Annotated in this window: 20 protein-coding genes; 11 read left to right on the top strand and 9 right to left on the bottom strand. The window is 62.7% G+C overall.

Annotated elements, in window-relative coordinates; translation table 11 throughout:
• Positions 1 to 6: 6 nt before the first annotated feature.
• From lnt to AC27VO_RS01950, 4 genes are all read right to left on the bottom strand, one after another.
• A complete protein-coding gene (lnt, locus tag AC27VO_RS01965; protein WP_488665023.1) occupies positions 7 to 1,569 on the bottom strand; it encodes an apolipoprotein N-acyltransferase in 1,563 nt (520 codons plus the stop codon).
• Positions 1,566 to 2,453: a CorC family transporter gene (locus AC27VO_RS01960; RefSeq protein ID WP_488665022.1), complete on the bottom strand. Its 888-nt coding sequence runs from the start codon at positions 2,451 to 2,453 to the stop codon at positions 1,566 to 1,568. Before AC27VO_RS01960 ends, lnt begins: the two co-directional genes overlap by 4 nt.
• A 158-nt stretch (positions 2,454 to 2,611) precedes the next feature.
• Positions 2,612 to 3,322: a GNAT family N-acetyltransferase gene (locus AC27VO_RS01955; protein ID WP_488665021.1), complete on the bottom strand. Its 711-nt coding sequence runs from the start codon at positions 3,320 to 3,322 to the stop codon at positions 2,612 to 2,614.
• A 323-nt stretch (positions 3,323 to 3,645) separates the two neighbouring features.
• A complete protein-coding gene (locus AC27VO_RS01950; RefSeq protein WP_219162845.1) occupies positions 3,646 to 4,128 on the bottom strand; it encodes an Lrp/AsnC family transcriptional regulator in 483 nt (160 codons plus the stop codon).
• A gap of 255 nt (positions 4,129 to 4,383) precedes the next feature.
• Between AC27VO_RS01950 and AC27VO_RS01945 the strand changes: the two genes are divergently transcribed.
• Entirely contained in the window at positions 4,384 to 6,099 is a 1,716-nt protein-coding gene (locus tag AC27VO_RS01945; protein WP_488665515.1) for an AMP-binding protein, read from the top strand.
• Between the two features lie 2 nt (positions 6,100 to 6,101).
• Positions 6,102 to 7,046, top strand: coding sequence for an MBL fold metallo-hydrolase (locus tag AC27VO_RS01940; RefSeq protein WP_488665020.1), 945 nt, complete (start codon positions 6,102 to 6,104; stop codon positions 7,044 to 7,046).
• Positions 7,047 to 7,133: 87 nt separating this feature from the next.
• On the opposite strand, the gene AC27VO_RS01935 is transcribed toward AC27VO_RS01940, so the two are convergent.
• Positions 7,134 to 9,113 (bottom strand): lytic transglycosylase domain-containing protein, encoded by a 1,980-nt coding sequence (locus AC27VO_RS01935; RefSeq protein ID WP_488665019.1) that lies wholly within the window; start codon positions 9,111 to 9,113, stop codon positions 7,134 to 7,136.
• Positions 9,114 to 9,127: 14 nt separating this feature from the next.
• Between AC27VO_RS01935 and AC27VO_RS01930 the strand changes: the two genes are divergently transcribed.
• The 3 genes from AC27VO_RS01930 to AC27VO_RS01920 all read left to right on the top strand — a co-directional run bounded on the left by AC27VO_RS01930 (position 9,128) and on the right by AC27VO_RS01920 (position 10,768).
• Complete coding sequence (locus tag AC27VO_RS01930) at positions 9,128 to 9,700, top strand: 5-formyltetrahydrofolate cyclo-ligase (RefSeq protein WP_488665018.1); 573 nt, start codon at positions 9,128 to 9,130, stop codon at positions 9,698 to 9,700.
• Positions 9,701 to 9,722: 22 nt separating this feature from the next.
• Positions 9,723 to 9,998, top strand: coding sequence for a hypothetical protein (locus tag AC27VO_RS01925; protein WP_488665017.1), 276 nt, complete (start codon positions 9,723 to 9,725; stop codon positions 9,996 to 9,998).
• 86 nt (positions 9,999 to 10,084) lie between these two features.
• On the top strand, positions 10,085 to 10,768 hold the full coding sequence (locus AC27VO_RS01920; RefSeq protein ID WP_488665016.1) for a glutathione S-transferase family protein: 684 nt from the start codon (positions 10,085 to 10,087) through the stop codon (positions 10,766 to 10,768).
• 36 nt (positions 10,769 to 10,804) lie between these two features.
• Here AC27VO_RS01920 and AC27VO_RS01915 read toward each other — a convergent pair whose 3' ends face one another.
• Complete coding sequence (locus AC27VO_RS01915) at positions 10,805 to 11,260, bottom strand: hypothetical protein (RefSeq protein WP_488665015.1); 456 nt, start codon at positions 11,258 to 11,260, stop codon at positions 10,805 to 10,807.
• A gap of 106 nt (positions 11,261 to 11,366) precedes the next feature.
• Between AC27VO_RS01915 and AC27VO_RS01910 the strand changes: the two genes are divergently transcribed.
• The 4 genes from AC27VO_RS01910 (at position 11,367) to AC27VO_RS01895 (ending at position 16,097) form a co-directional block, all read left to right on the top strand.
• Positions 11,367 to 12,617 carry a multifunctional CCA addition/repair protein gene (locus AC27VO_RS01910; RefSeq protein WP_488665014.1) on the top strand — a complete coding sequence of 417 codons (1,251 nt, stop codon included), beginning with the start codon at positions 11,367 to 11,369 and terminating at the stop codon, positions 12,615 to 12,617.
• A gap of 128 nt (positions 12,618 to 12,745) precedes the next feature.
• A complete protein-coding gene (exaC, locus tag AC27VO_RS01905) occupies positions 12,746 to 14,266 on the top strand; it encodes an acetaldehyde dehydrogenase ExaC (protein ID WP_488665013.1) in 1,521 nt (506 codons plus the stop codon).
• Positions 14,267 to 14,456: 190 nt separating this feature from the next.
• A complete protein-coding gene (locus tag AC27VO_RS01900) occupies positions 14,457 to 14,825 on the top strand; it encodes a DUF779 domain-containing protein (RefSeq protein WP_488665012.1) in 369 nt (122 codons plus the stop codon).
• Between the two features lie 126 nt (positions 14,826 to 14,951).
• A complete protein-coding gene (locus tag AC27VO_RS01895; RefSeq protein WP_488665011.1) occupies positions 14,952 to 16,097 on the top strand; it encodes an aminotransferase class V-fold PLP-dependent enzyme in 1,146 nt (381 codons plus the stop codon).
• 76 nt (positions 16,098 to 16,173) lie between these two features.
• Here AC27VO_RS01895 and trxC read toward each other — a convergent pair whose 3' ends face one another.
• The 3 genes from trxC to AC27VO_RS01880 all read right to left on the bottom strand — a co-directional run bounded on the left by trxC (position 16,174) and on the right by AC27VO_RS01880 (position 18,102).
• On the bottom strand, positions 16,174 to 16,623 hold the full coding sequence (gene trxC / locus AC27VO_RS01890; protein WP_488665010.1) for a thioredoxin TrxC: 450 nt from the start codon (positions 16,621 to 16,623) through the stop codon (positions 16,174 to 16,176).
• A gap of 151 nt (positions 16,624 to 16,774) precedes the next feature.
• Positions 16,775 to 16,981 carry a DUF2905 family protein gene (locus tag AC27VO_RS01885; RefSeq protein WP_488665009.1) on the bottom strand — a complete coding sequence of 69 codons (207 nt, stop codon included), beginning with the start codon at positions 16,979 to 16,981 and terminating at the stop codon, positions 16,775 to 16,777.
• Between the two features lie 17 nt (positions 16,982 to 16,998).
• Entirely contained in the window at positions 16,999 to 18,102 is a 1,104-nt protein-coding gene (locus tag AC27VO_RS01880) for a class I SAM-dependent methyltransferase (protein WP_488665008.1), read from the bottom strand.
• 154 nt (positions 18,103 to 18,256) lie between these two features.
• On the opposite strand from AC27VO_RS01880, the gene AC27VO_RS01875 reads away from it, so the two are divergent.
• Both AC27VO_RS01875 and ttcA read left to right on the top strand, forming a co-directional pair.
• Positions 18,257 to 18,631, top strand: coding sequence for a dihydroneopterin aldolase (locus tag AC27VO_RS01875; protein ID WP_488665007.1), 375 nt, complete (start codon positions 18,257 to 18,259; stop codon positions 18,629 to 18,631).
• Complete coding sequence (gene ttcA, locus AC27VO_RS01870) at positions 18,625 to 19,608, top strand: tRNA 2-thiocytidine(32) synthetase TtcA (protein WP_488665006.1); 984 nt, start codon at positions 18,625 to 18,627, stop codon at positions 19,606 to 19,608. Before AC27VO_RS01875 ends, ttcA begins: the two co-directional genes overlap by 7 nt.
• Positions 19,609 to 19,663 lie beyond the last annotated feature (55 nt).

Genomic DNA, 19,663 nt, shown 5'->3' with positions numbered 1-19,663 from the left:
GTTTGCTCAAATTTTCTTGCGTTGCTTGAAAGTCCAAGCTACGACGGCCACGCAAAACAGCCAAAGTGGCCACAGGCCCCAGTGCGACACCCACAGCGCAAAAGGCGTCACACCGTCACGCCCTTGCACCTGTGCCACCAGCACATCTTGCGTATGGGGTGGCAAGGCTGCCGTCACTGCACCGCGGTGGTCAATCACCGCTGTCGCCCCCGTATTGGTGGCGCGCAGCATCGGGCGTTCAAACTCCAGGGCACGCATGCGGCTGATCTGCAAATGCTGGTCCACCGCAATGCTGTCACCGAACCACGCAATATTGCTGACGTTGACAAATACCGTGGGAGCCCTTGTTGCATCTACAAAGTGCGCTCCCAATTCTTCGCCAAACAAGTCTTCGTAACAAATATTGGGGGCCCAGCGCTCACCCTTCCACGCCATGGGCGCTTGCCCCAAGCTTCCGCGTGAGAAATCGCCCAACGGAATGTTCATCATACGAACAAACCATTGAAACAGCGGTGGAATGAATTCGCCAAAAGGCACCAAATGGTGCTTGTCGTACCGGTATTCTGGCATTTCCCCGGGCATCCAGCCGATCACTGCATTGCTATAGCCCTGCACTTCATTACCCAAAGGCATGCCCACCAAGGCGGCAAACGGGCTCTGCGGCTGCCGGTAAGCCCCCATCACGGCTTCCAAATACCCCTGCGGCAGTTGCTGCGGCAATACGGGCAAGGCCGTCTCAGGCAGTACCGTCAGGTCCGCCTGTGGCTTGAGCAGGTGCTGCCCATACCACTGCAAGGCTTGGGCAACACCGCCACCAGGAATGAATTTTTCATCCTGTGCAATATTGCCTTGCAGCAAGGCCACAGACACGGTATCCCGCCCGGGCTGCTCCAGCGCCTGCTGGCGCACCAGCCCGGCAGCCACCCACAGCGCACCACAGCCCACCACCACAGCCAGCGTCAGTCGCCGGGCTTGCCACACCGGGCGCACCTGCGCCAGGCCCATGGCCAAGGCTGCTGCGACAAAACCCGTGCCATACACACCCAACCAACGGGGCAAGACCGACAACGGCCCTTCCACATGCGCATAGCCGACCGCCCCCCAGGGGAACCCGGTCCACAAAGTACCTCGCGCCAGCTCGGCCAGCGTCCAGCACGCGGCAAACAGCCACACGGCCGTCCAGCCTGGGCGCGTGCAACGCTTCCAAACCCAGAGCATCAGCGCGTAGTAACTGCACAGAAATACCGCCAGCGCCAGCACCGCCAGCACCGCCAGCGGGGCGGGTAAGCCCCCATAGGTGTGCATGGAGATAAACAACCACCAGAACGTGGCCGCCAGCCACGCCGTGGCAAAGATGCCGCCATGCCACGCCACCTGGGCCGCATTGCGGGCCCGTTGCACCGCAACACACAGCACGCTCAGCGACAGAATCTGCAGCCACCACAGCGGCTGCCCACCCGATGGCCATGCCAGAGCGGCCGCTTGCAGCCCTCCGGCGACCAGCAAGATGCCAGCCATCAGCCAGGTTTGCATGCTCCAGCGGCCGGAGGCTGGGGCCAGCGTGCTCATGCCGGCGCCTGCCCGTCCAGCCAGCCGTCGTGCGTGCGCGTGACCTGGAACCAGCGCACAGCGCCGCCCTTGGCGTGCAGCACCGTCAGGTGCAGACCTGCCGCCTGCATCGACTCACCGCGCCGGGGCAGATGCCCCATGGCATGGCTGACCCAACCGCCAATGGTGTCAAACTCTGCCGCGCCCTCTTCCTGGGCGAAGCTGACCTGAAACGCCTCTTCCACCCGCTCCAAAGGCGTGTGGCCTGCCACACGGTAGGTGTTGTCAGCCAGGGCAAAGATGTCACCCTCTTCTTCGGGCACATCAAATTCGTCTTCGATCTCGCCCACAATTTCCTCGAGCACGTCCTCCATCGTCACCAGCCCGGCCACTTCGCCAAACTCGTCAATCAGGATGCTCATGTGGTTGCGGTTGGAGCGGAACTCGCGCAGCAGGTCGTACAGGGCCTTGGACTCGGGCACAAAGGTCACGGGGCGCAGCAAAGCACGCACGCTCATCGACGGAGAGCGCTGCAGCTTGAGCAAGTCCTTGGCCATCAAAATGCCGATGATGTTGTTGCGCTCGCCCTCGTACACCGGAAAGCGCGAGTGGGCGGTGCGAATGACTTGCACCAGCATCTCGTCGTAGGGCGCTTCGATGTCCAGCACATCCATGCGGGGTGCGGCCACCATGATGTCGGAGGCGGCACGGTCAGCCATGCGGATCACGCCTTCGAGCATGACGCGCGCTTCGGTGCCTATGACTTCGTTGTCTTCGGCTTCGGCCAGGGTTTCAATGAGTTCATCCTTGGAGTCGAGCCCCGGATGAATGAATTCGACAATTTTCTGCAGAAAAGTGCGCTTGTCTTCGCGCTCGCCGTGGCGCGCAGGATGCGGGTCTGACACAGTCTTTCAGTGCAGGACGTGCGGTAGTGAATAGGGGGACAAGGATAGCGGATTCCGCCGCCCAGGCAATGGGCCTGCCTGCATCCCCATGCCCTGCGTGCATGCAGTGGCACGCTTTACGGCGCGCTGGCGCCCGGTGCTGGACTTAGCAGCTGCCTTCAAGGCGAGGATTGGTGGCGGCCGTCGCGCACGCCCTGGCGAATTTCCTGCACGTCCGCCAAGATGGACCAGAACTGCTTGGCCTGTTTCTTGAACTGGTAGTCCACCTCGGCCACTTGGTTGTTCCACAGCTCGGAGACCTGGCTGTCCAGCCCCGCTGCAGGCAGCTGCAGGTAGGCTTCGGACTCCGTGCCATCGCGTTTGACGCGTGCACCCGCATTGCGCGCAATCTTGAGCATGGCGGTGTTTTCGCTCAGCGCGTGAATGAACATCATCACCACACCCTGGTTGCGCGAATGCAGCACGGCACGGGCGAACAGGCGTGTGCCCAGCCCCAGGCCGCGTGCGGTTTTCAGCACCGAGACCCCGAACTCCGCGCAGTTGCTGTGCTCGGCCAGGTCGGTATAGGCCAGGTGCGCCATGGCGATCAGCTCCAGGCGGCGGTTGAAGATGCCAAAGATGTCGTCGCGCTCAAAGTCCAGGCTGTCGGCGTAGCGCACCACCTGCTCATCATTGGCGGCGTAGCCAAAGCGCAGGTAACGGTCACCGTCATCAAGCTTGAGCAGGTGGGCACGAATGCGTGCGCGGTGGCGCGCCGACAGCTCACGAATCGGCACCATGGTGGGCACGCTGCGCTTGGCCGACGATTTACGCAGCCATTGCTTGCTGGCTTTCCAGGGAGAGGTGATCCAACGGAGAGGCTCGGTCATGGTCAAAGTCCTGTGCACACGGCTTGTGCACATTGTTTCAGGCATTGCCCCAGACTTCCAGTCACATGGTGTGCACCGTCAAAACCTAGGGTTTACGTTAATTTGCTGCATTGCAACATAAAACCTGCGTTCTGGGTATCAGGGTGCCGCAACTTCCCGCGCAGGCCCACGGCGGCGCTGCTTTTGCGCCACAAAAACTAACAGCACCCGCAGGTGCTGTTTCGGCATTTTCAAAAAAGTGAGCTGCTTGCGCTTGTTGATGCTTGAAATCAGCCAAAAACCACATTGAAGCGCTTGCTTGACAAGCGCTAGCCGCTCATCTTTTAAACAGGTACCGATGTGGTGGCTTTGACACGGTCCAGCACAAAGCTGGTTTTGCAGTCCGACACGCTGGGGTGCTTGAGCAGCGTTTCCATGATGAAACGGCTGTAGTGCTGCATATCTGCCACCACCACGCGCAGCAGGTAGTCCATCTCGCCGGTCAGCGAGGCGCACTCCACCACTTCGGGCCAGTTCTGCACGCTTTGCTTGAAGGCATCCATGGGGTTGCGCTTGTGCGTTTCCGAGCTTTTCTCCAGGCGCACATTCAGATACGCCGTCAGGCCCAGGCCCACTTTTTCCGGGGGCACCAGCGCCACGTAACGCTCGATCACTCCGGCTTCTTCCAGACGTTTGACACGGCGCAGCACGGCGCTGGGGGACAGGCCTACTTGCTCGCCAATCACGTCGTAGGTTTCGCGGCCGTTTTCCTGCAAGCGGCGCAGGATGGAACGGTCCAGCTTATCGAGTGTGTGTTCTGCAGTCATGGCTGGCGATTTTATGCATGCACGCAGTCATCTATAAGAGTCAACGCACGATATTTGCAAACAACCATTGCTTGACGCAATTTTTTAAAAAGCACGCGCCAGTCGTGCTAACCATTATTGAGCCCTGCGCGCTCCTAGGTAAAGCCCCCATGCCTAGGTAAAGCCCCATGCCGAAATCTGTCTGCACCCTTCAAGAATGGTCCACACGCACTGCGTTGCACCGACCAATGACCCCCTGGCATGAAAGGCGCTGACATGGATCGACTGTGGTTGAACGAATACCCCGCTGGGGTGCCTCACGATATCAACCCCGGGGAGTATTCCTCCGTGGTGGAGCTGCTGGAAGACTCGCTGAAGAAATATGCCGACCAGCCCGTCACTGTCTGCATGGATGTGTGGATGAAGTACGGTGAGCTGGACAAGCTCTCGCAACAGCTTGGCGCCTGGTTGCAAAGCCTGAATCTGGAGCCCGATGCCCGCGTGGCCATCATGCTGCCCAATGTGCCGCAGTTTGCCGTCACCATGGCGGGTGTGCTGCGCGCCGGCTACACCTGCGTGAACGTCAACCCGCTGTACACCGCACGCGAGCTGGAGCACCAGCTCAAAGACTCGGGCGCCACCGCCATCATCATTTTGGAGAACTTCGCCCACACGCTCTCCGAAGTCATTGAGCGCACGCCTATCCAGCATGTGTGCATGGCCTCCATGGGCGATTTGCTGGGTGCCGTGTATGGCCGCTGGATCACGTTTGCCGTGCGCCACCTGGCCAAAATGGTGCCCGCCTATGAGCTGCCGCTGAACGGTCGCACCGTCACCCCCTTCAAGCAAGCGCTGTCGCTGGGTGCCGGTAAAGCCTTGCGCAAGCCCCAGGTCAACCACGACAGCATCGCTTTCTTGCAGTACACCGGCGGCACCACGGGGCTGTCCAAAGGCGCGGTGCTGACGCACCGCAACATCATTGCGGCCACGCTGCAGGCCGAAGCCTGGTTTTCCCCGGCCTACGCAGGGCGTGCCGACATGCGCAAGCTGCACGGCATTGCTGCGCTGCCGCTCTATCACATCTTTGCGCTGACCCTGCTGCTGCTCACGCTGCGCCAAGGCTCCAGCATGAGCCTGATCCCCAACCCGCGCGATATTTCCAAGTTTGTGGAAGTGCTGCGCAAGCGCCCCTTCCACACCCTGCCAGCGGTCAACACCCTATTCAATGCGCTGCTGCAAAACGAGAAATTCCGCGCTCTGGACTTCTCGGAGCTGGCCGTCTCGCAAGCCGGGGGCATGGCCGCGTCCGAAGGCACGGCCAAGCAATGGCAGAAGGTGACCGGCAAAGTCATGGTCGAAGGCTGGGGCATGAGTGAGACCTGTGCCATCGGCACCAACAACCCGGTCAACACCACCCACTTCAGCGGCACGATTGGCCTGCCCCTGCCGGGCATCGACATCGCTATCAAAGATGACGACGGCATCACCGTACAGCAAGGGCAAAACGGCGAAATCTGCATCAAGGGGCCGAACGTCATGCGCGGCTACTACAACCAGCCCGAGGAAACTGCCAAGGCCTTCACGGCCGACGGTTTCATGCGTACCGGCGATATCGGCGTGATGGACGAGCGCGGCTACACCAAGATCATCGATCGCAAGAAAGACATGATCCTGGTCAGCGGTTTCAACGTCTTCCCCAATGAGCTGGAGAACGTGATCTCGCTGTGCCCCGGCGTGGTGGAATGCGCGGCGGTGGGCGTGCCGGACGAACACGCCGGCGAAGCCATCAAGGTGTATGTGATCAAGAACGACCCCACGCTCACCGAAGAGCGCCTGCTGCGTTACTGCCACGACAACCTGACCGGCTACAAGCGCCCCAAATACATCGAGTTCCGCGAAGAGCTACCCAAAACCAATGTGGGCAAAATCCTGCGGCGCGAGTTGCGCGACCAGCCCAGCAGTGCCAAGGCCACGGCTGCGGCCCCGCATTGAACATGCCCTGCGCCACCACCACACCGGGCCTGTGGCCCGGTATGTTTTTTCTGGAACGGGGCTGGCTCTCGGCCAACAGCACGGTGTTTGTAGCCGAGGACAGCGCCACCATCGTAGATACCGGCTACTGCGCCCACGCCGCACAGACGGTGGCGCTGGTGCAGGCGACCATCGGCACACGCCCCCTCACCCGCATTCTCAACACCCACCTGCACAGCGACCACTGCGGGGGCAATGCCGCCCTGCAAGCCCACTGGCCTTCTGTGCAGACCTGGATTGCGCCGGGCCAGGCACAGCATGTGGCGCAGTGGAACCCCGATGCGCTGAGCTACACCCCCACCGGCCAGGATTGCCCGCGCTTTACCGCGCAGCATGTGCTGCAGCCGGGCAGCACCCTCACGCTAGGCGAGCAGCGCTGGCAGATCCACGCAGCCCCCGGGCATGACCCGCACTCCATCATCCTGTTCGAGCCACAGCGGCGCCTGTTGATCTCTGCCGACGCACTGTGGGAAAACGGCTTTGGCGTGGTGTTCCCGGAAATCGAAGGCGTGCACGCCTTCGAAGAAGTGGCCGCCACGCTGGATGTGATTGAGGCCCTCTCGCCCGCCCTGGTGCTGCCAGGCCACGGCCCCATGTTCAGCGATGTTGGCCGGGCACTGACCACCGCCCGCCAGCGCCTGGACAGTTTTGCCCAGCAGCCCGAGCGGCATGCACGCTACGCCGCCAAGGTACTGCTCAAATACAAATTGCTGGAATGGCAGCAACTGCCGCTGCAGCAGGTGCATGACTGGTGCCAGCACACTCCCTATGTGGCCATGCTGCATGCGCGCTACTTTGCCGACCAGCCTATGGAGGAATGGCTGGACACGCTGGTGCAAGCGCTGGTAGACAGCGGCGCCGCCGCACATGCGCTGGTCGACGGCGTGCCCATGCTGAGCAACCGCTAGCGCCGATGCACAAAAAACATGCCGCACATACCGCGCGGCAAGGCCCTGTGCCATCTTTAGAGCATTCGTATGCCCTGCGTAGCGCCCTTACGGCAGATCGCGGTTGTACTCCGCCGTCACCTTGGGGCCCACCGTTCCCAGGCGCGCCTTGAGCGACTGGGGCTGGCCGGTAATCAAGGCCGCGTAATTGGTGGTGTTGGACAAGACCTTCTTCACGTAGTCGCGGGTCTCGGTAAAGGGCACGTTTTCTGCCCAGATGGCGCCATCCAGCACCGGACCATTGCGCCAGTTGCGTGGGCGGCCGGGGCCCGCGTTGTAGCCTGCGGCCGCCATGGCCATGGAGCCATCAAAATCATCCAGCGCCAGCTTCAGGTACGAAGTGCCGATGACGATGTTGACATCGCGGTCATTGATCATGCTCGGTTGAAAGTCCGTCATGCCAATTTTCTTGGCCGTCCACTTGGCCGTGGCGGGCATCACCTGCATCAGGCCCGAAGCGCCCACGTGCGAGCGTGCGTCCATGATGAAACGGCTTTCCTGGCGAATCAGCCCGTACACATAGGCCGGATCCAGCCCAATGCTGTTGGCCTGGGCAATCACCGCATCATGAAAGGGCATGGGGAAGCGCTGGCTCCAGTCGATCACCTCGCGGGTGCGCTCGCTGGTGTTGATGCAGCGGTCCCACACCTGCTTTTTGCAGGCCAGATCGGCAGCTGCCAGCAGCTCGCGGTCATTCATGCCACCGGGCACATGCAGGCCGATGGTGTAGTTCCATTCGCGCACGCCTTCGCTGCGCAGGCCCATGTTGATGGCGTACAGCGCGCGCTGCAGACCGGGGTTTTGCGCGGCAGCAGCCTGTTCCTGCGCGGTGGGTGGCTGCGGAGCCGGGGGCATGTTCACCACCTGCCCCAGATCTTCCAGCGCCAGTTTTTCGTAGAAACCACGCACGCTGGCAATGCTTTGCAACAGGCGCTGGGCTTCGGCATTTTCTGCCTGGCTGACACGGCGGTCGTTGAGCAAGGCCCGCGCCTTCCAGTACACCCAGGTGCTGTCGGCCTGCATGGCGGCCGGCATGTCGTCGATGGTCTTGCGCACAGCCTTCCAGTTGCCCGCACGCAGGTTGGCACGCACCATCCATTCCTGGGCTTCTTCAGACATGCGCTCGGACTTGCCCGCCTTGGCAAAGTAGCCCACGGCATCACCGGACAAGCGGCGTGCGCTGACCTTGCCGATCACGCCCCAGACCCAGTCACGCTCTTCGGCGCGCAGCTGGTTGTTCCAGCGTGACTCCATCAAATTGGCAGCCTGATCCGGGTCATTGCTGGCCATGCGGATCAGCGCCAGCGCCGCCAGCTCACGGCGCGTCTCGCCGCGCACCTTGCTCGTGCCGGCCAGGTATTTCACGGGCGAGGCGAACACCTCGGTCACGTGCTGCATGGCGTCGGGCGCCACAATGCCCACCGCACGGCGGGCGCTCGATGGGCGATTGAGTTCGGCCGACAGGCGCGCGCGCTTCCAGACATCGTTGTCATCCAGCTTCTTGACGGCATACAGCTCACTGGCGGCCTGGGCACAACCATCGTCCGCATCGCGCTGGGCATGCCACAGGCGCACCACTTCCTGGGCGGCGTTCTCTGGCTGGCGCTGTTCAATGGTCTGAACGGCCAGGTCGTAGCAACGCACCTCCTTGTCGTCGTTCATGCGGAAGTCGGGCAGCAGGCGTGCGAAATCACCCCACTGGCGGCGCTGACCCAGCAGCAACAGCCAGTCATTGCGCAGGCGGTCTTCCTGGTAGGTGCCGCGCCAGCGTTGTAAAAAAGCATCAATCTCGGAAGGGCCCGCCGTGTTCAGGCGGGCCTTGAGTTCCCAGTACGCCGCCCAGGCTTCCAGGGGGTGTCCGGCCGTCTGTGGCAGCAGTGCTGCCAGCCGTGGTTTGTCGCCTTTGCGGGCGGCTTCCTGCATTTGCAGCAAAATATTGTCACCCGCCGTTTGGGCTGCAGCCCAAGAAACGGGAACGCTTAAAAGTGCAGCCGCGCAAAGCGGTGTCAGAATCTGGTGCCATTGCATGGGGGAATTATGTGATGGACAAAGCGGCCCTTCGACGCACTTTGGTACAGCAGCGCCTGAATATGGCTGATCGCCTACAGCGCGCTGACGATTTGCAACGCGTGATGCGCATCTGGTTGGTTGACCGGCCCGATCTGGTCATCGGTGCGTACTGGCCCATCAAGGGCGAATTCGACCCCCTGCCTGTGCTGCACCGCTGGAAGGAAGACGGCGAGCTGCTCGACAAGCCCCAGCGCCGGCGCATCGGCCTGCCAGTGATCGACAAGGTCACCAAGACCATGCGCTTTCACGCCTGGCACCCCGGCTGCCCCATGGAAGAAGATGCCTACGGCATCCCCAAACCCAAGGACACCGAAATCCTCACCCCCACGCTGCTGTTTGTGCCCTGCGTGGGTTATGCCCCCGGCGGCTATCGCCTGGGCTATGGCGGCGGTTTTTATGACCGCACGCTGGCCCAGCTCTCGCCCCGCCCCTTCACCGTTGGCCTAGGCTTTACCCAGGGCTTCATTGAAGACTTTCTGCCCGAATCCCATGACCTGCCACTGGATGCCATCCTCAACGACAACGGTGTTGTCTGGCCGGTGTGATGGGTGATTGCCTTGCACGCGTATGTCTGTTCGTAAAAAGAAATCTATTCCCCAACGCTGGTTGCGCCCCCGCGCACCACTGACCCCCATGCGCGAGCCGCTGACACGTGACGAGGTGCACCGCCTGCAGCGCCACATGCGCAAGCACGGCCCGCACAGCCTCACCCCGCGCCAGCACGACGCCATCTGGGACTTTTTGTTTGAACTGCCCGAAAGCCAGCAATGGCTGTCGCACATGGTGGAGCAAACCCAGGCCGCACAGGCCGGCCTGCGCCCACGCAGCAAAGCCGAAGACTGAGGCACCACCCTCAGTTTTGAATAAAAACAGCCTCTAGCGCCCAGCCCACAAGCGCTGGCCGCTCCGTTTTTACAAGGACTCATCCCATGCTGCAGCTGTACATTGGCAACAAAAACTACTCTTCATGGTCGATGCGCCCTTGGGTCGGCATGCGCCAGCTGGGCATTGCCTTTGACGAGGTGATGGTGCTTTTTGACAGCTTTGCGCCTCATTCGCAGTTCAAGCAAACCATGCGCGCCCTCAGCCCCACGGCCAATGTGCCGCTGCTGGTGCACGACGGCTTGGCCGTCTGGGACACGCTGGCCATTGCCGAGTACCTGCACGAGCAGTTTCCGCAGGCTGGCATCTGGCCCAGCGCTGCCGCCGACCGTGCCCGGGCACGCAGCATCTGCGCCGAAATGCACAGCGGCTTCACCGCCTTGCGCAACCACTGCCCCATGAACATCGAAGCGGCGCTGCCCGAGATCGGTGCCCGCATCTGGGCTGAGCAGGCCGATGTGCGCGCCAACGTGGAACGCCTGAGCACCATGTGGAGCACCCTGCTGCAAGCGCACGGCGGCCCCATGCTGTTTGGGCGCTTCAGCATGGCCGATGCGTTTTTTGCGCCCGTGTGCATGCGCCTGCACACCTACGCGTTGCCGGTGCCCCCCGCCATTGCAGCCTACATGGACCGCGTGCGCGCCCTGCCTGCCGTGCAAGCATGGATCACCGCCGCGCTGGCTGAGCACGATTTCGTGGCCGAAGACGAGCCCTACCGCACCCAGCGCTAAGCAGCAGGCGGCAGGCGCTGCCCCTTGCCGGGTGCCTCAACGCATCTGCTGGCGCAAAAATGGTTTGTGGCGCGCAATGTGCGCCAGCTGCGCGGGCGCCAGTGAGCCACCCAGGTCTTCATCTTCCACGTTCAGCACCTGCTCGGCATGGGCCAGGGCACGGGCCACCACCTCCGACTCGCTCACGCCCTGCTGCGCGGCCAGCTCTACCGCCACCCGGCGCATGGCACGCTGGCCCAACATCCACATGGCCGCATAGGCATCCCAGGCCGCGGCGTTTTTCTGCAGCTTGTCGTGGTCGGCCAGGATGTCTTTGAGCGGCTTGGCCAAAATCTCCTGCAACGCGCTGAGCTGCGCCTGCATGGCTTCAAACTGCGCCTCGCGCTCCACCGCAGCCGCCGCTGCATTGGCCTGGGCATCCGGTGCCTCGGGCATGGGCACGCTGCCATCGGGGTTCAGCTGGGCAATGGTCAGGGCATCAAGAAGGGACATGGCAGCTCCGGCGGTCAAGGCAACAAGGGGGCGACTCTACCAACAAAGCCTACCCCCTATGGCAGCACGGCAGGCAAAGCCCGGGCCGTGCCCCTACACTTGCCCCATGAAGATTTACAAGGTCGGCGGCGCCGTGCGCGACCGCTTGTTGCAGCGTCCGTTTCACGACACCGACTGGGTGGTCGTGGGCGCCACCCCCGAAACCATGACCGCCCAGGGCTTTACCCCCGTGGGCAAAGACTTCCCCGTGTTTTTGCACCCCCAAACGCACGAGGAATACGCACTGGCGCGCACCGAGCGCAAGAGCGGTATGGGCTACCGCGGCTTTGTGGTACACACCTCCCCGGACGTCACGCTGGAAGAAGACCTGGCACGGCGCGACCTAACTATCAATGCCATAGCTGCTCCCGTAGACTGGACGGGCGTTGAAGCCGTATTTGACCCTTATAACGGTCAAGCTGATTTGCAGGCCAGGCTGCTGCGCCATGTGACCGATGCCTTCCGCGAAGACCCGGTACGCATCCTGCGCGTGGCGCGCTTTGCGGCGCGTTTCGACGATTTCAGCGTGGCCCCCGAAACCCTGCAGCTGATGCGCGAGATGGTGCAAGCGGGCGAAGCCGACCACCTGGTGCCCGAGCGCGTGTGGCAGGAAATCAGCCGCGGGCTGATGGAGGCCAAGCCCTCACGCATGTTCGAAGTGCTGCGCGCCTGCGGCGCCCTCGCCGTGCTGCTGCCCGAGCTGGATCGCCTGTGGGGCGTGCCCCAGCGCCCCGAATACCACCCCGAAGTCGACAGCGGCGTGCACGCCATGCTGGTGCTGGACATGGCCGCGCAGCTGAACGCCCCCCTGACCGTGCGCTTTGCCTGCCTGTGCCACGACTTTGGCAAGGGCACCACACCTGCCGAGATGCTGCCGCGCCACATTGGCCATGAGCAGCGCAGCGCCCAGCTGCTCAAAGCGGTGTGCGAGCGCTGGCGCGTGCCCAATGACTGCAAGGAGCTGGCTGACCTGGTGGCGCGCGAGCACGGCAACATCCACCGCAGCCAGGAATTCAACGTGGCGGCCCTGATGCGCCTGTATGAGCGCTGCGACGCCATTCGCAAGCCCGAGCGCTTTGCCCAGGCCCTGTGGGCCTGCGAATGCGATGCACGTGGCCGCACCGGCCTGGAAGACCGCCCCTACCCGCAGCGCGAACGACTGTGGGGTGGGCTACAGGCGGCCTTGCAGGTGGACACGGCCAGCGCTGCCCAGGCCGCCGCTGCACAGGGGCTCAAAGGCAAGGCCATCGGCGATGCGGTGAACACCGTGCGCCAGCAGGCGGTTGCCACCTGGCTGCAGGCGTCAGCGACGCCCTGAAAGACAACGCCGCGTTTGCACTGCAACACCTTGTAAGACAAGGGAATTCCAGCACGCACAAAACGCTGCAAGCGCGGGAGGATGCAAGGGCTTGAAACCCTTTTCACCCACCTTGCAGGAGCGTTGTCATGCCTTACGTTTTGCCCGGTCAGTCTGGTGCACTGCACCAATACCAAGCCCAGTACGACAACTACATCGGCGGCCGATGGGTTGCGCCGACCAATGGCGAGTACTTTGACGTCGTCACCCCCATCAACGGCAAGGTCTACACGCGGGTCGCTCGCGGCACGGCGGCCGATATCGACAAGGCGCTGGACGCTGCCCATGCGGCTGCCGATGCCTGGGGGAAGACCAGTCCCACCGAGCGCAGCAACATCTTGCTGCAGATTGCCGACCGCATCGACGCCAACAAGGAATTGCTGGCCTATGTGGAGACCATCGACAACGGCAAAGCGATTCGCGAAACGCTGAATGCCGACATTCCCCTGTCTGCCGACCACTTCCGCTACTTTGCGGGTGCCATTCGCACACAAGAAGGCGGCATCAGCCAGATCGATGGCGACACCGTGGCCTACCACTTCCACGAGCCGCTGGGCGTGGTCGGCCAGATCATTCCGTGGAACTTCCCCATCCTGATGGCGGCGTGGAAGCTGGCCCCCGCGTTGGCCGCTGGCAACTGCGTGGTGCTCAAACCTGCGGAATCCACCCCAGTCTCCATCCTGGTGCTGATGGGCATCATTGGCGACCTGCTGCCGCCGGGCGTACTCAACATCGTCAACGGCTTTGGCCGTGAAGCCGGCATGCCGCTGGCGCAAAGCAAGCGCATTGCCAAGATTGCCTTCACTGGCTCCACCAGCACCGGCCGCGTGATTGCGCAGGCGGCCGCCAACAGCCTGATCCCGGCCACGCTGGAGCTGGGCGGCAAGTCGCCCAACATCTTCTTTGCCGATGTGATGGACAAGGACGACAGCTTTCTGGACAAAGCCATCGAAGGGCTGGTGCTGTTTGCCTTCAACCAGGGCGAGGTCTGCACCTGCCCCTCACGCGCGCTGATTCATGAATCGATTTACGAGAAGTTCATGGAACGGGTGCTGAAGCGCGTAGCAGCCATTAAGCATGGCAACCCGCTGGACCCCAACTCCATGATGGGTGCCCAGGCCAGCAAGGAGCAGCTGACCAAGATCTTGTCGTACCTGGACTTGGGCAAACAAGAAGGCGCGCAGGTGCTCATCGGCGGTGCGCAGGCACAGCTGGGGGGCGACCTGGACAGCGGCTACTACGTGCAGCCCACCATCTTCAAGGGCCACAACAAGATGCGCATCTTCCAGGAGGAGATCTTTGGCCCCGTGCTGGCGGTGACCACCTTCAAGACCGAAGCCGAAGCGCTGGAGCTGGCCAACGACACGCTGTACGGCCTGGGCGCCGGGGTGTGGAGCCGCAACGGCAATGTGGCCTACCGCATGGGCCGCGGCATCAAGGCCGGGCGCGTGTGGACCAACTGCTACCACCACTACCCCGCGCACGCGGCGTTTGGCGGCTACAAGGAGTCGGGCGTGGGGCGTGAGAACCACAAGATGATGCTCAATCACTACCAGCAGACCAAGAACCTGTTGGTGTCCTACTCCGAATCCAAACTGGGCTTCTTTTAAGCGCTTGTCCTAGCACCCCGAATGCGTCGTTGCACCATCTCGCCGTAGCGCTGCTACTGTCTTCGATGGTGTGCCTCGCCTGCGGGGCGCTATGCCAAGCTTGCGGCCCCGCCATTACTTCAAGCCAAATAGACCGCTAGCCCTTATGCACCAAGCGCTAGCAGCTATCTTTCTTCACAAGGAGCACCCCATGGTTGACCGTGTCATTGCCACCCCGGCAACCCTGGCGTTGATCGAAGTGCTCAAGGCCAAATACGGCCCGGCCCTGTTCTTTCACCAGTCTGGGGGTTGCTGCGACAACAGTGCGGCCAATTGCTATATCGAGGGCGAGCTGACCATTGGCCCCGGCGATGTGCAGCTGGGCGAGATTGGCGGGCTGCCGTTTTACATGAGTACCTCGCAGTTTGAGTACTGGAAGCACACCCAGCTCATCATCGACGTGATCGACGGTCACGGCGGCGGCACGCTGTCGCTGGAGGGGCCGGAGGGCAAGGCCTTTCTCACGCGCTCACGGGTGTTCACCGACGAAGAACTGGCCCAGCTGCGCCACGGAGCCTGACCGGGCACTGGCCACGAAGCTGGCGATGCCCGCGCTGCCGCAAACCGGTGGTGCACCGCACACAACACCCAGCACGCAGAGTGCATCCCGCGCTAGCATGGCTAGCACCACTTTGCAGCAAGCACCATGCACTACTTCAACCAAGCCGCTGGCGGCCTGATGCCCGACAGCACCCTGGACGTGATCTCTCGCTATATGCAACTGGAGCAAAGCCAAGGCGCCTACACCGCGGCCCAGCAGGTACAGCCACAGCTGGCACAGCTGTATGCACAACTCGGGGAACTGCTGAACTGCCCGGCCAGTGACATTGCGCTGACCACCGGCAACTCGCACGGCTGGTGCGCCGTGGTGGGCGCGCTGCCGCTGCAGGCGGGTGACCGCGTGCTGGTCACGCCCGGGGAATGGGGTGGCAATTACGCCATGCTGCACCAGCTGCAGCAACGCAGCGGGATTCGCATTGAAACCATCCCTTGCACACCGGAGGGCGCGCTGGACCTGCCTGCGCTGGAGGCCCTGCTGGATGCACGCGTCAAGCTAGTTGCGCTGACATGGGTGCCCGCCAACGGTTGCACCGTGTACGACGCGCAGGCCTTGGGCGCTGTCTGCGCGCGCCACGGCATTCCCTACCTGATTGATGCCGCCCAGGCCCTGGGCCACATTCCCGCCGATGTACAGGCCTTGCAGTGTGATGCACTGACCGCCCCTGGCCGCAAATGGCTGTGCGGGCCACGCGGCACGGGGCTGGTGTACCTGCGCCCCCGTCTGGTGGAGCAGCTGCGCCCCATAACGGTGGACCATGTGTCTTGCCCCATGACGGCGACAGGCCCGCAGCTGCGCCGTAGCGCACGCATGCTGGAGCAGTCCGAAGGCTCCATGGCACTCAAACTCGGCCTGCTGGCAGCGTTGGAGACCGCCCACACCCAAGGCTGGCCGCAACGCCTGGCCCACATTGCCCAGAGTGCGCGTGCGCTGCGCGCCGCCTTGCGCGAGGTGCCGGGGCTGACGCTGCGCAGCCTGCCGGGTGCCCCAGACAGCTGCGGCATTGTGCCGTTCACGCTGGACGGCATGCCCCCCGCCCAGGTGCAGCAAGCGCTGCAGCAACAAGGCATGCAGCTGGCACTCAGCGGCATGGGATTCACCCCTTTGGACATGCAGGCGCGCGGCCTGGACAGCGTGGTGCGTGCCTCGGTCAGCTGGCAGACCACCGATGCAGACATTCGTGCACTCTCTGATGCACTCAAACTGCTTGCAGCCCAGGCAGTACCGGCGTAAGCAGCTACGGTTTTAACCGTTCGACAGGCGCAGCCCCCTTCGCGAAAAAAGCCAAGGGAAAGCGTGCGCTGGCCGGTCAGAGCGCGTCAGTGACGGAACGCACCCAGCGCACGATCTCACCCGCTGGCAAGGCGCCAGAGATACGAGCCACCTCGTTGCCGCCCTGAAAGATGATCATGGTGGGAATGCTGCGAATGCCATAGGGCTGCGCCACGTGCGGGTAGGCCTCGGTATCCAGCTTGGCCAGCCGCACCTGGGGTGACAGTTGCTGCGCCGCCTGCGCAAAGGCCGGGGCCATCATGCGGCAGGGGCCGCACCAGGGCGCCCAAAAGTCCACCACCACAGGGATATGGCTGCGCCCCACATGCTTGGCAAAGCTTTCTGCATCCAGCGCCACAGGCTCGCCCGTGAACAGCGGCTGGTGGCAGCTGCCGCAATCGGGTGCGCTGTGCAGCTGCGCAGCCAGCACGCGGTTGGTCTTGTGGCAATGCGGGCAGACGATGTGCAGGCGGTCGGCAGTGGTCATGGCAGTTCCTCACGCAATCTGAAAAGCACTATATGGTGCCTGCTGGGCATTTTGCAAGCACAGGGGGCGTGCAATGCCCATGCCAACTTCAGCACAAAAACAGCTTCTAACGCTGATGCAGCAATCGCCAAAAGCTATCTTTTCTTACAACCTAACCCAGCCAGGCCACCAGCTTGATCACGCTGAACAGCAGCACCGTCACCAGCACTGCGCTGGCACACGGCAGAAACACCTCGCGCCCCAGCAGCCGGAAGGTGAAATCGCCCGGCAGCCGACCCAGACCGACTTTGCGAATCACGCCCGTGGCAGCGTTGAGCAGCACGAGGAAAACGAAGATCAACAGCATCCAGCGGATCATGGGCAGCTTTGCGGTGTTTACAGACGGTGGGTGCGGTCGCCGTGCACAAAGCCCAGGGCATCCCAGGGCTCTGCGCCCTTGACCAGGCCGATCACCTTGAACAGCTCACCCATCTCATGCTCCAGCATCAGCTTGAGTGCCATGGCGCGCTCGGCGGCGTTCATGGCATCCAGCTTGGCCTGCAGACCGCAATTGATGAGAAAGTGCGCCTGCGTGGTGTAGCCCAGCACGTCAAAACCCGCATCTTGGGCGGTCACGGCCGTGCCGGTGAAGTTGACGTGGGCGGTGATGTCTTTGAGGCCCACCTTGTCCAGCGGGTTGCTGTCGACCTGGTGCTGGTAGTGGCAGACCATGGTGCCCATGTGGCGCTGCGGGTGGTAGTACTCGCCTTCGCCAAAGCCGTAGTCAATCAAAAACACCGCGCCGCGCACCAGGTGTGCACCCAGCGTGCGCACAAAGGCTTCGCCCTGCGCGTGGACTTCGGTTTCGTAATCGTGCTCCCCCTCCACCTCCAGCGGTGGGCGCAAGTCGGTCGGGCGGTTGGCCCACACCAGTTGCCCGTCTTCAACGGCGATGCCGCGCTCGAACCATTGGCCCTGTACACGGGCAATGATCTGCACCGGCATGGCATCCAGCACCTCGTTACCTACGACCACGCCCTGCATCTGCGCGGGCAGCTCGTTGGCCCAGACCACCTTGGGCGCATGCGCCACCAGCTTGGCCTGCTGGCGGGCACGCAGCGTGCCCGACAGATCCACGATGGTGTAGCGCGCAATGTGTACGCCCAGGCGGTCCAGCTCTTCCAGAATCTGCAGCGCCAGCGCGCCGGTGCCGGCGCCGAACTCCCAGACCTCGTCGGTACCCGTCTTGGCCAGGGCCTCGGCAATCTGCGCGGCCACCAGTTGGCCAAAGGCAGGCGAAATCTCGGGCGCCGTCACAAAATCGCTGCCGGAATCGGGCAGCGCACCAAACTTGGCCGTGTCATTGGCGTAGTAACCCAGCCCCGGCGTATACAACGCCGCAGCCATGAATTGGTCAAAGCCGATCCATCCACCCGCTTGGGCAATGGCCTTGTCGATGTGCAAACGCAATGCGTTCGTTAAAATTGTGGGTTCTGTCATCACCCCTGCATTGTCGTCGCTTGCGAGCGTGTGGGCTGCAAATCAGCCCGCTGGCGCCAACAGCTGGAAGGCGTGGTGACCATGACCGCACATCTATTCACACGCTAAACACCGCAAAATGCAGGCTGCAAGCCCGCAACATGCTCCTCTTTTTATGTCGTCTGCTGCCACTGGCCAACGCACCATCGCCCTGACCGGGCTGCGCCTGAACGCACGCTTGGGCATTCTTGCCCACGAGCGCGAGGCTGCGCAGCCCATCCGCGTGGATGCCGAGCTCAACATGGGCACCCTGCCCCTGCTGCCCGCCAGCGACGCCATCACCGAGGTGCTGGACTACCGGCTGGCGCGCGATGCCATTTTGCAAGTCTGCACCGCTCGTCATACCGACTTGCTGGAGCGCCTGACTGGCGAAGTGGCCCAGCAGCTGCAAGCCCTGCCCGGCGTGCGGGGTGTGCGCGTGAAAATTAGCAAGTTAGAGATCTTTGACGACTGCGAAATCGCCATTCGCGTCGAAACCGGACAATGGTGAACCCCATGAACGCTGTGACTGAAAACCCCTGGATGGCCGAAGAGGCCGTTGCCGACAACCAAGCTGCTGCCGCCGAGGGCGAAGCCAAGCCCGGCAAGATCAAGATTGAGCGCGAGCAGATCAAGCTCGAAAAACGCCTGTGCCGCGAGGTAGGCCGTGCCGTGATGGACTTCAACATGATTGAAGACGGCGACAAGATCATGGTCTGCATGTCCGGCGGCAAGGACAGCTACACGCTGCTCGACATCCTGCGCAAGCTGCAAAAGCGCGCGCCCGTGAAGTTCGAGATCGTGGCCGTGAACCTGGACCAGAAGCAGCCCGGTTTCCCTGACCACATCCTGCCCGAGTACTTCCAGTCCATCGGCGTGGACTACCACATCGAAACGCAAGACACCTACTCGGTCGTCAAGCGCGTGATTCCGGAAGGCAAGACCACCTGCGGTCTGTGTTCGCGCCTGCGCCGTGCGATTTTGTACTCGGTGGCCGACCGTCTGGGCTGCACCAAGGTGGCACTGGGTCACCACCGCGATGACATCGTGCAGACGCTGATGCTCAACATGTTCTACGGTGGCCGCATGAAGGGCATGCCACCCAAGCTGGTGTCGGACGACGGCAAGCACGTCGTGATTCGTCCCCTGTGCTACGTGCCCGAGAAGGACACCATCCGCTGGGCGCAGTACAACAACTTCCCCATCATCCCTTGCAACCTGTGCGGCAGCCAGGACGGCCTGCAGCGCGTGGCCGTGGGCGACATGCTGCGCGAGTGGGACAAGAAGTTCCCCGGCCGCATCGAGAGCATGTTCCGCGCCATGGGCAATGTGGTCACCACGCACATGATGGATCCCGAGTTGCACGACTTCAAGGGTGCCAAGGCCACCGGCATTGCCGACCCGAACGGCGACATGGCGTTTGACCATGAGGAAATGCCCAAGCCCTCGGCCCTGCCCGGCGGCGTGCAAGTGGTGCAAATCGGTTAAACCGCAGCCCTCTCGCCCTCACAAAGCCCTGCCCATGCAGGGCTTTTTACATGCT

It is taken from the genome of Comamonas sp. 14P8.1.4, from assembly GCF_057799285.1.
The sequence above is the reverse complement of the archived record's forward strand: the minus strand, read 5'-3'. Positions and strand labels throughout refer to the sequence as shown.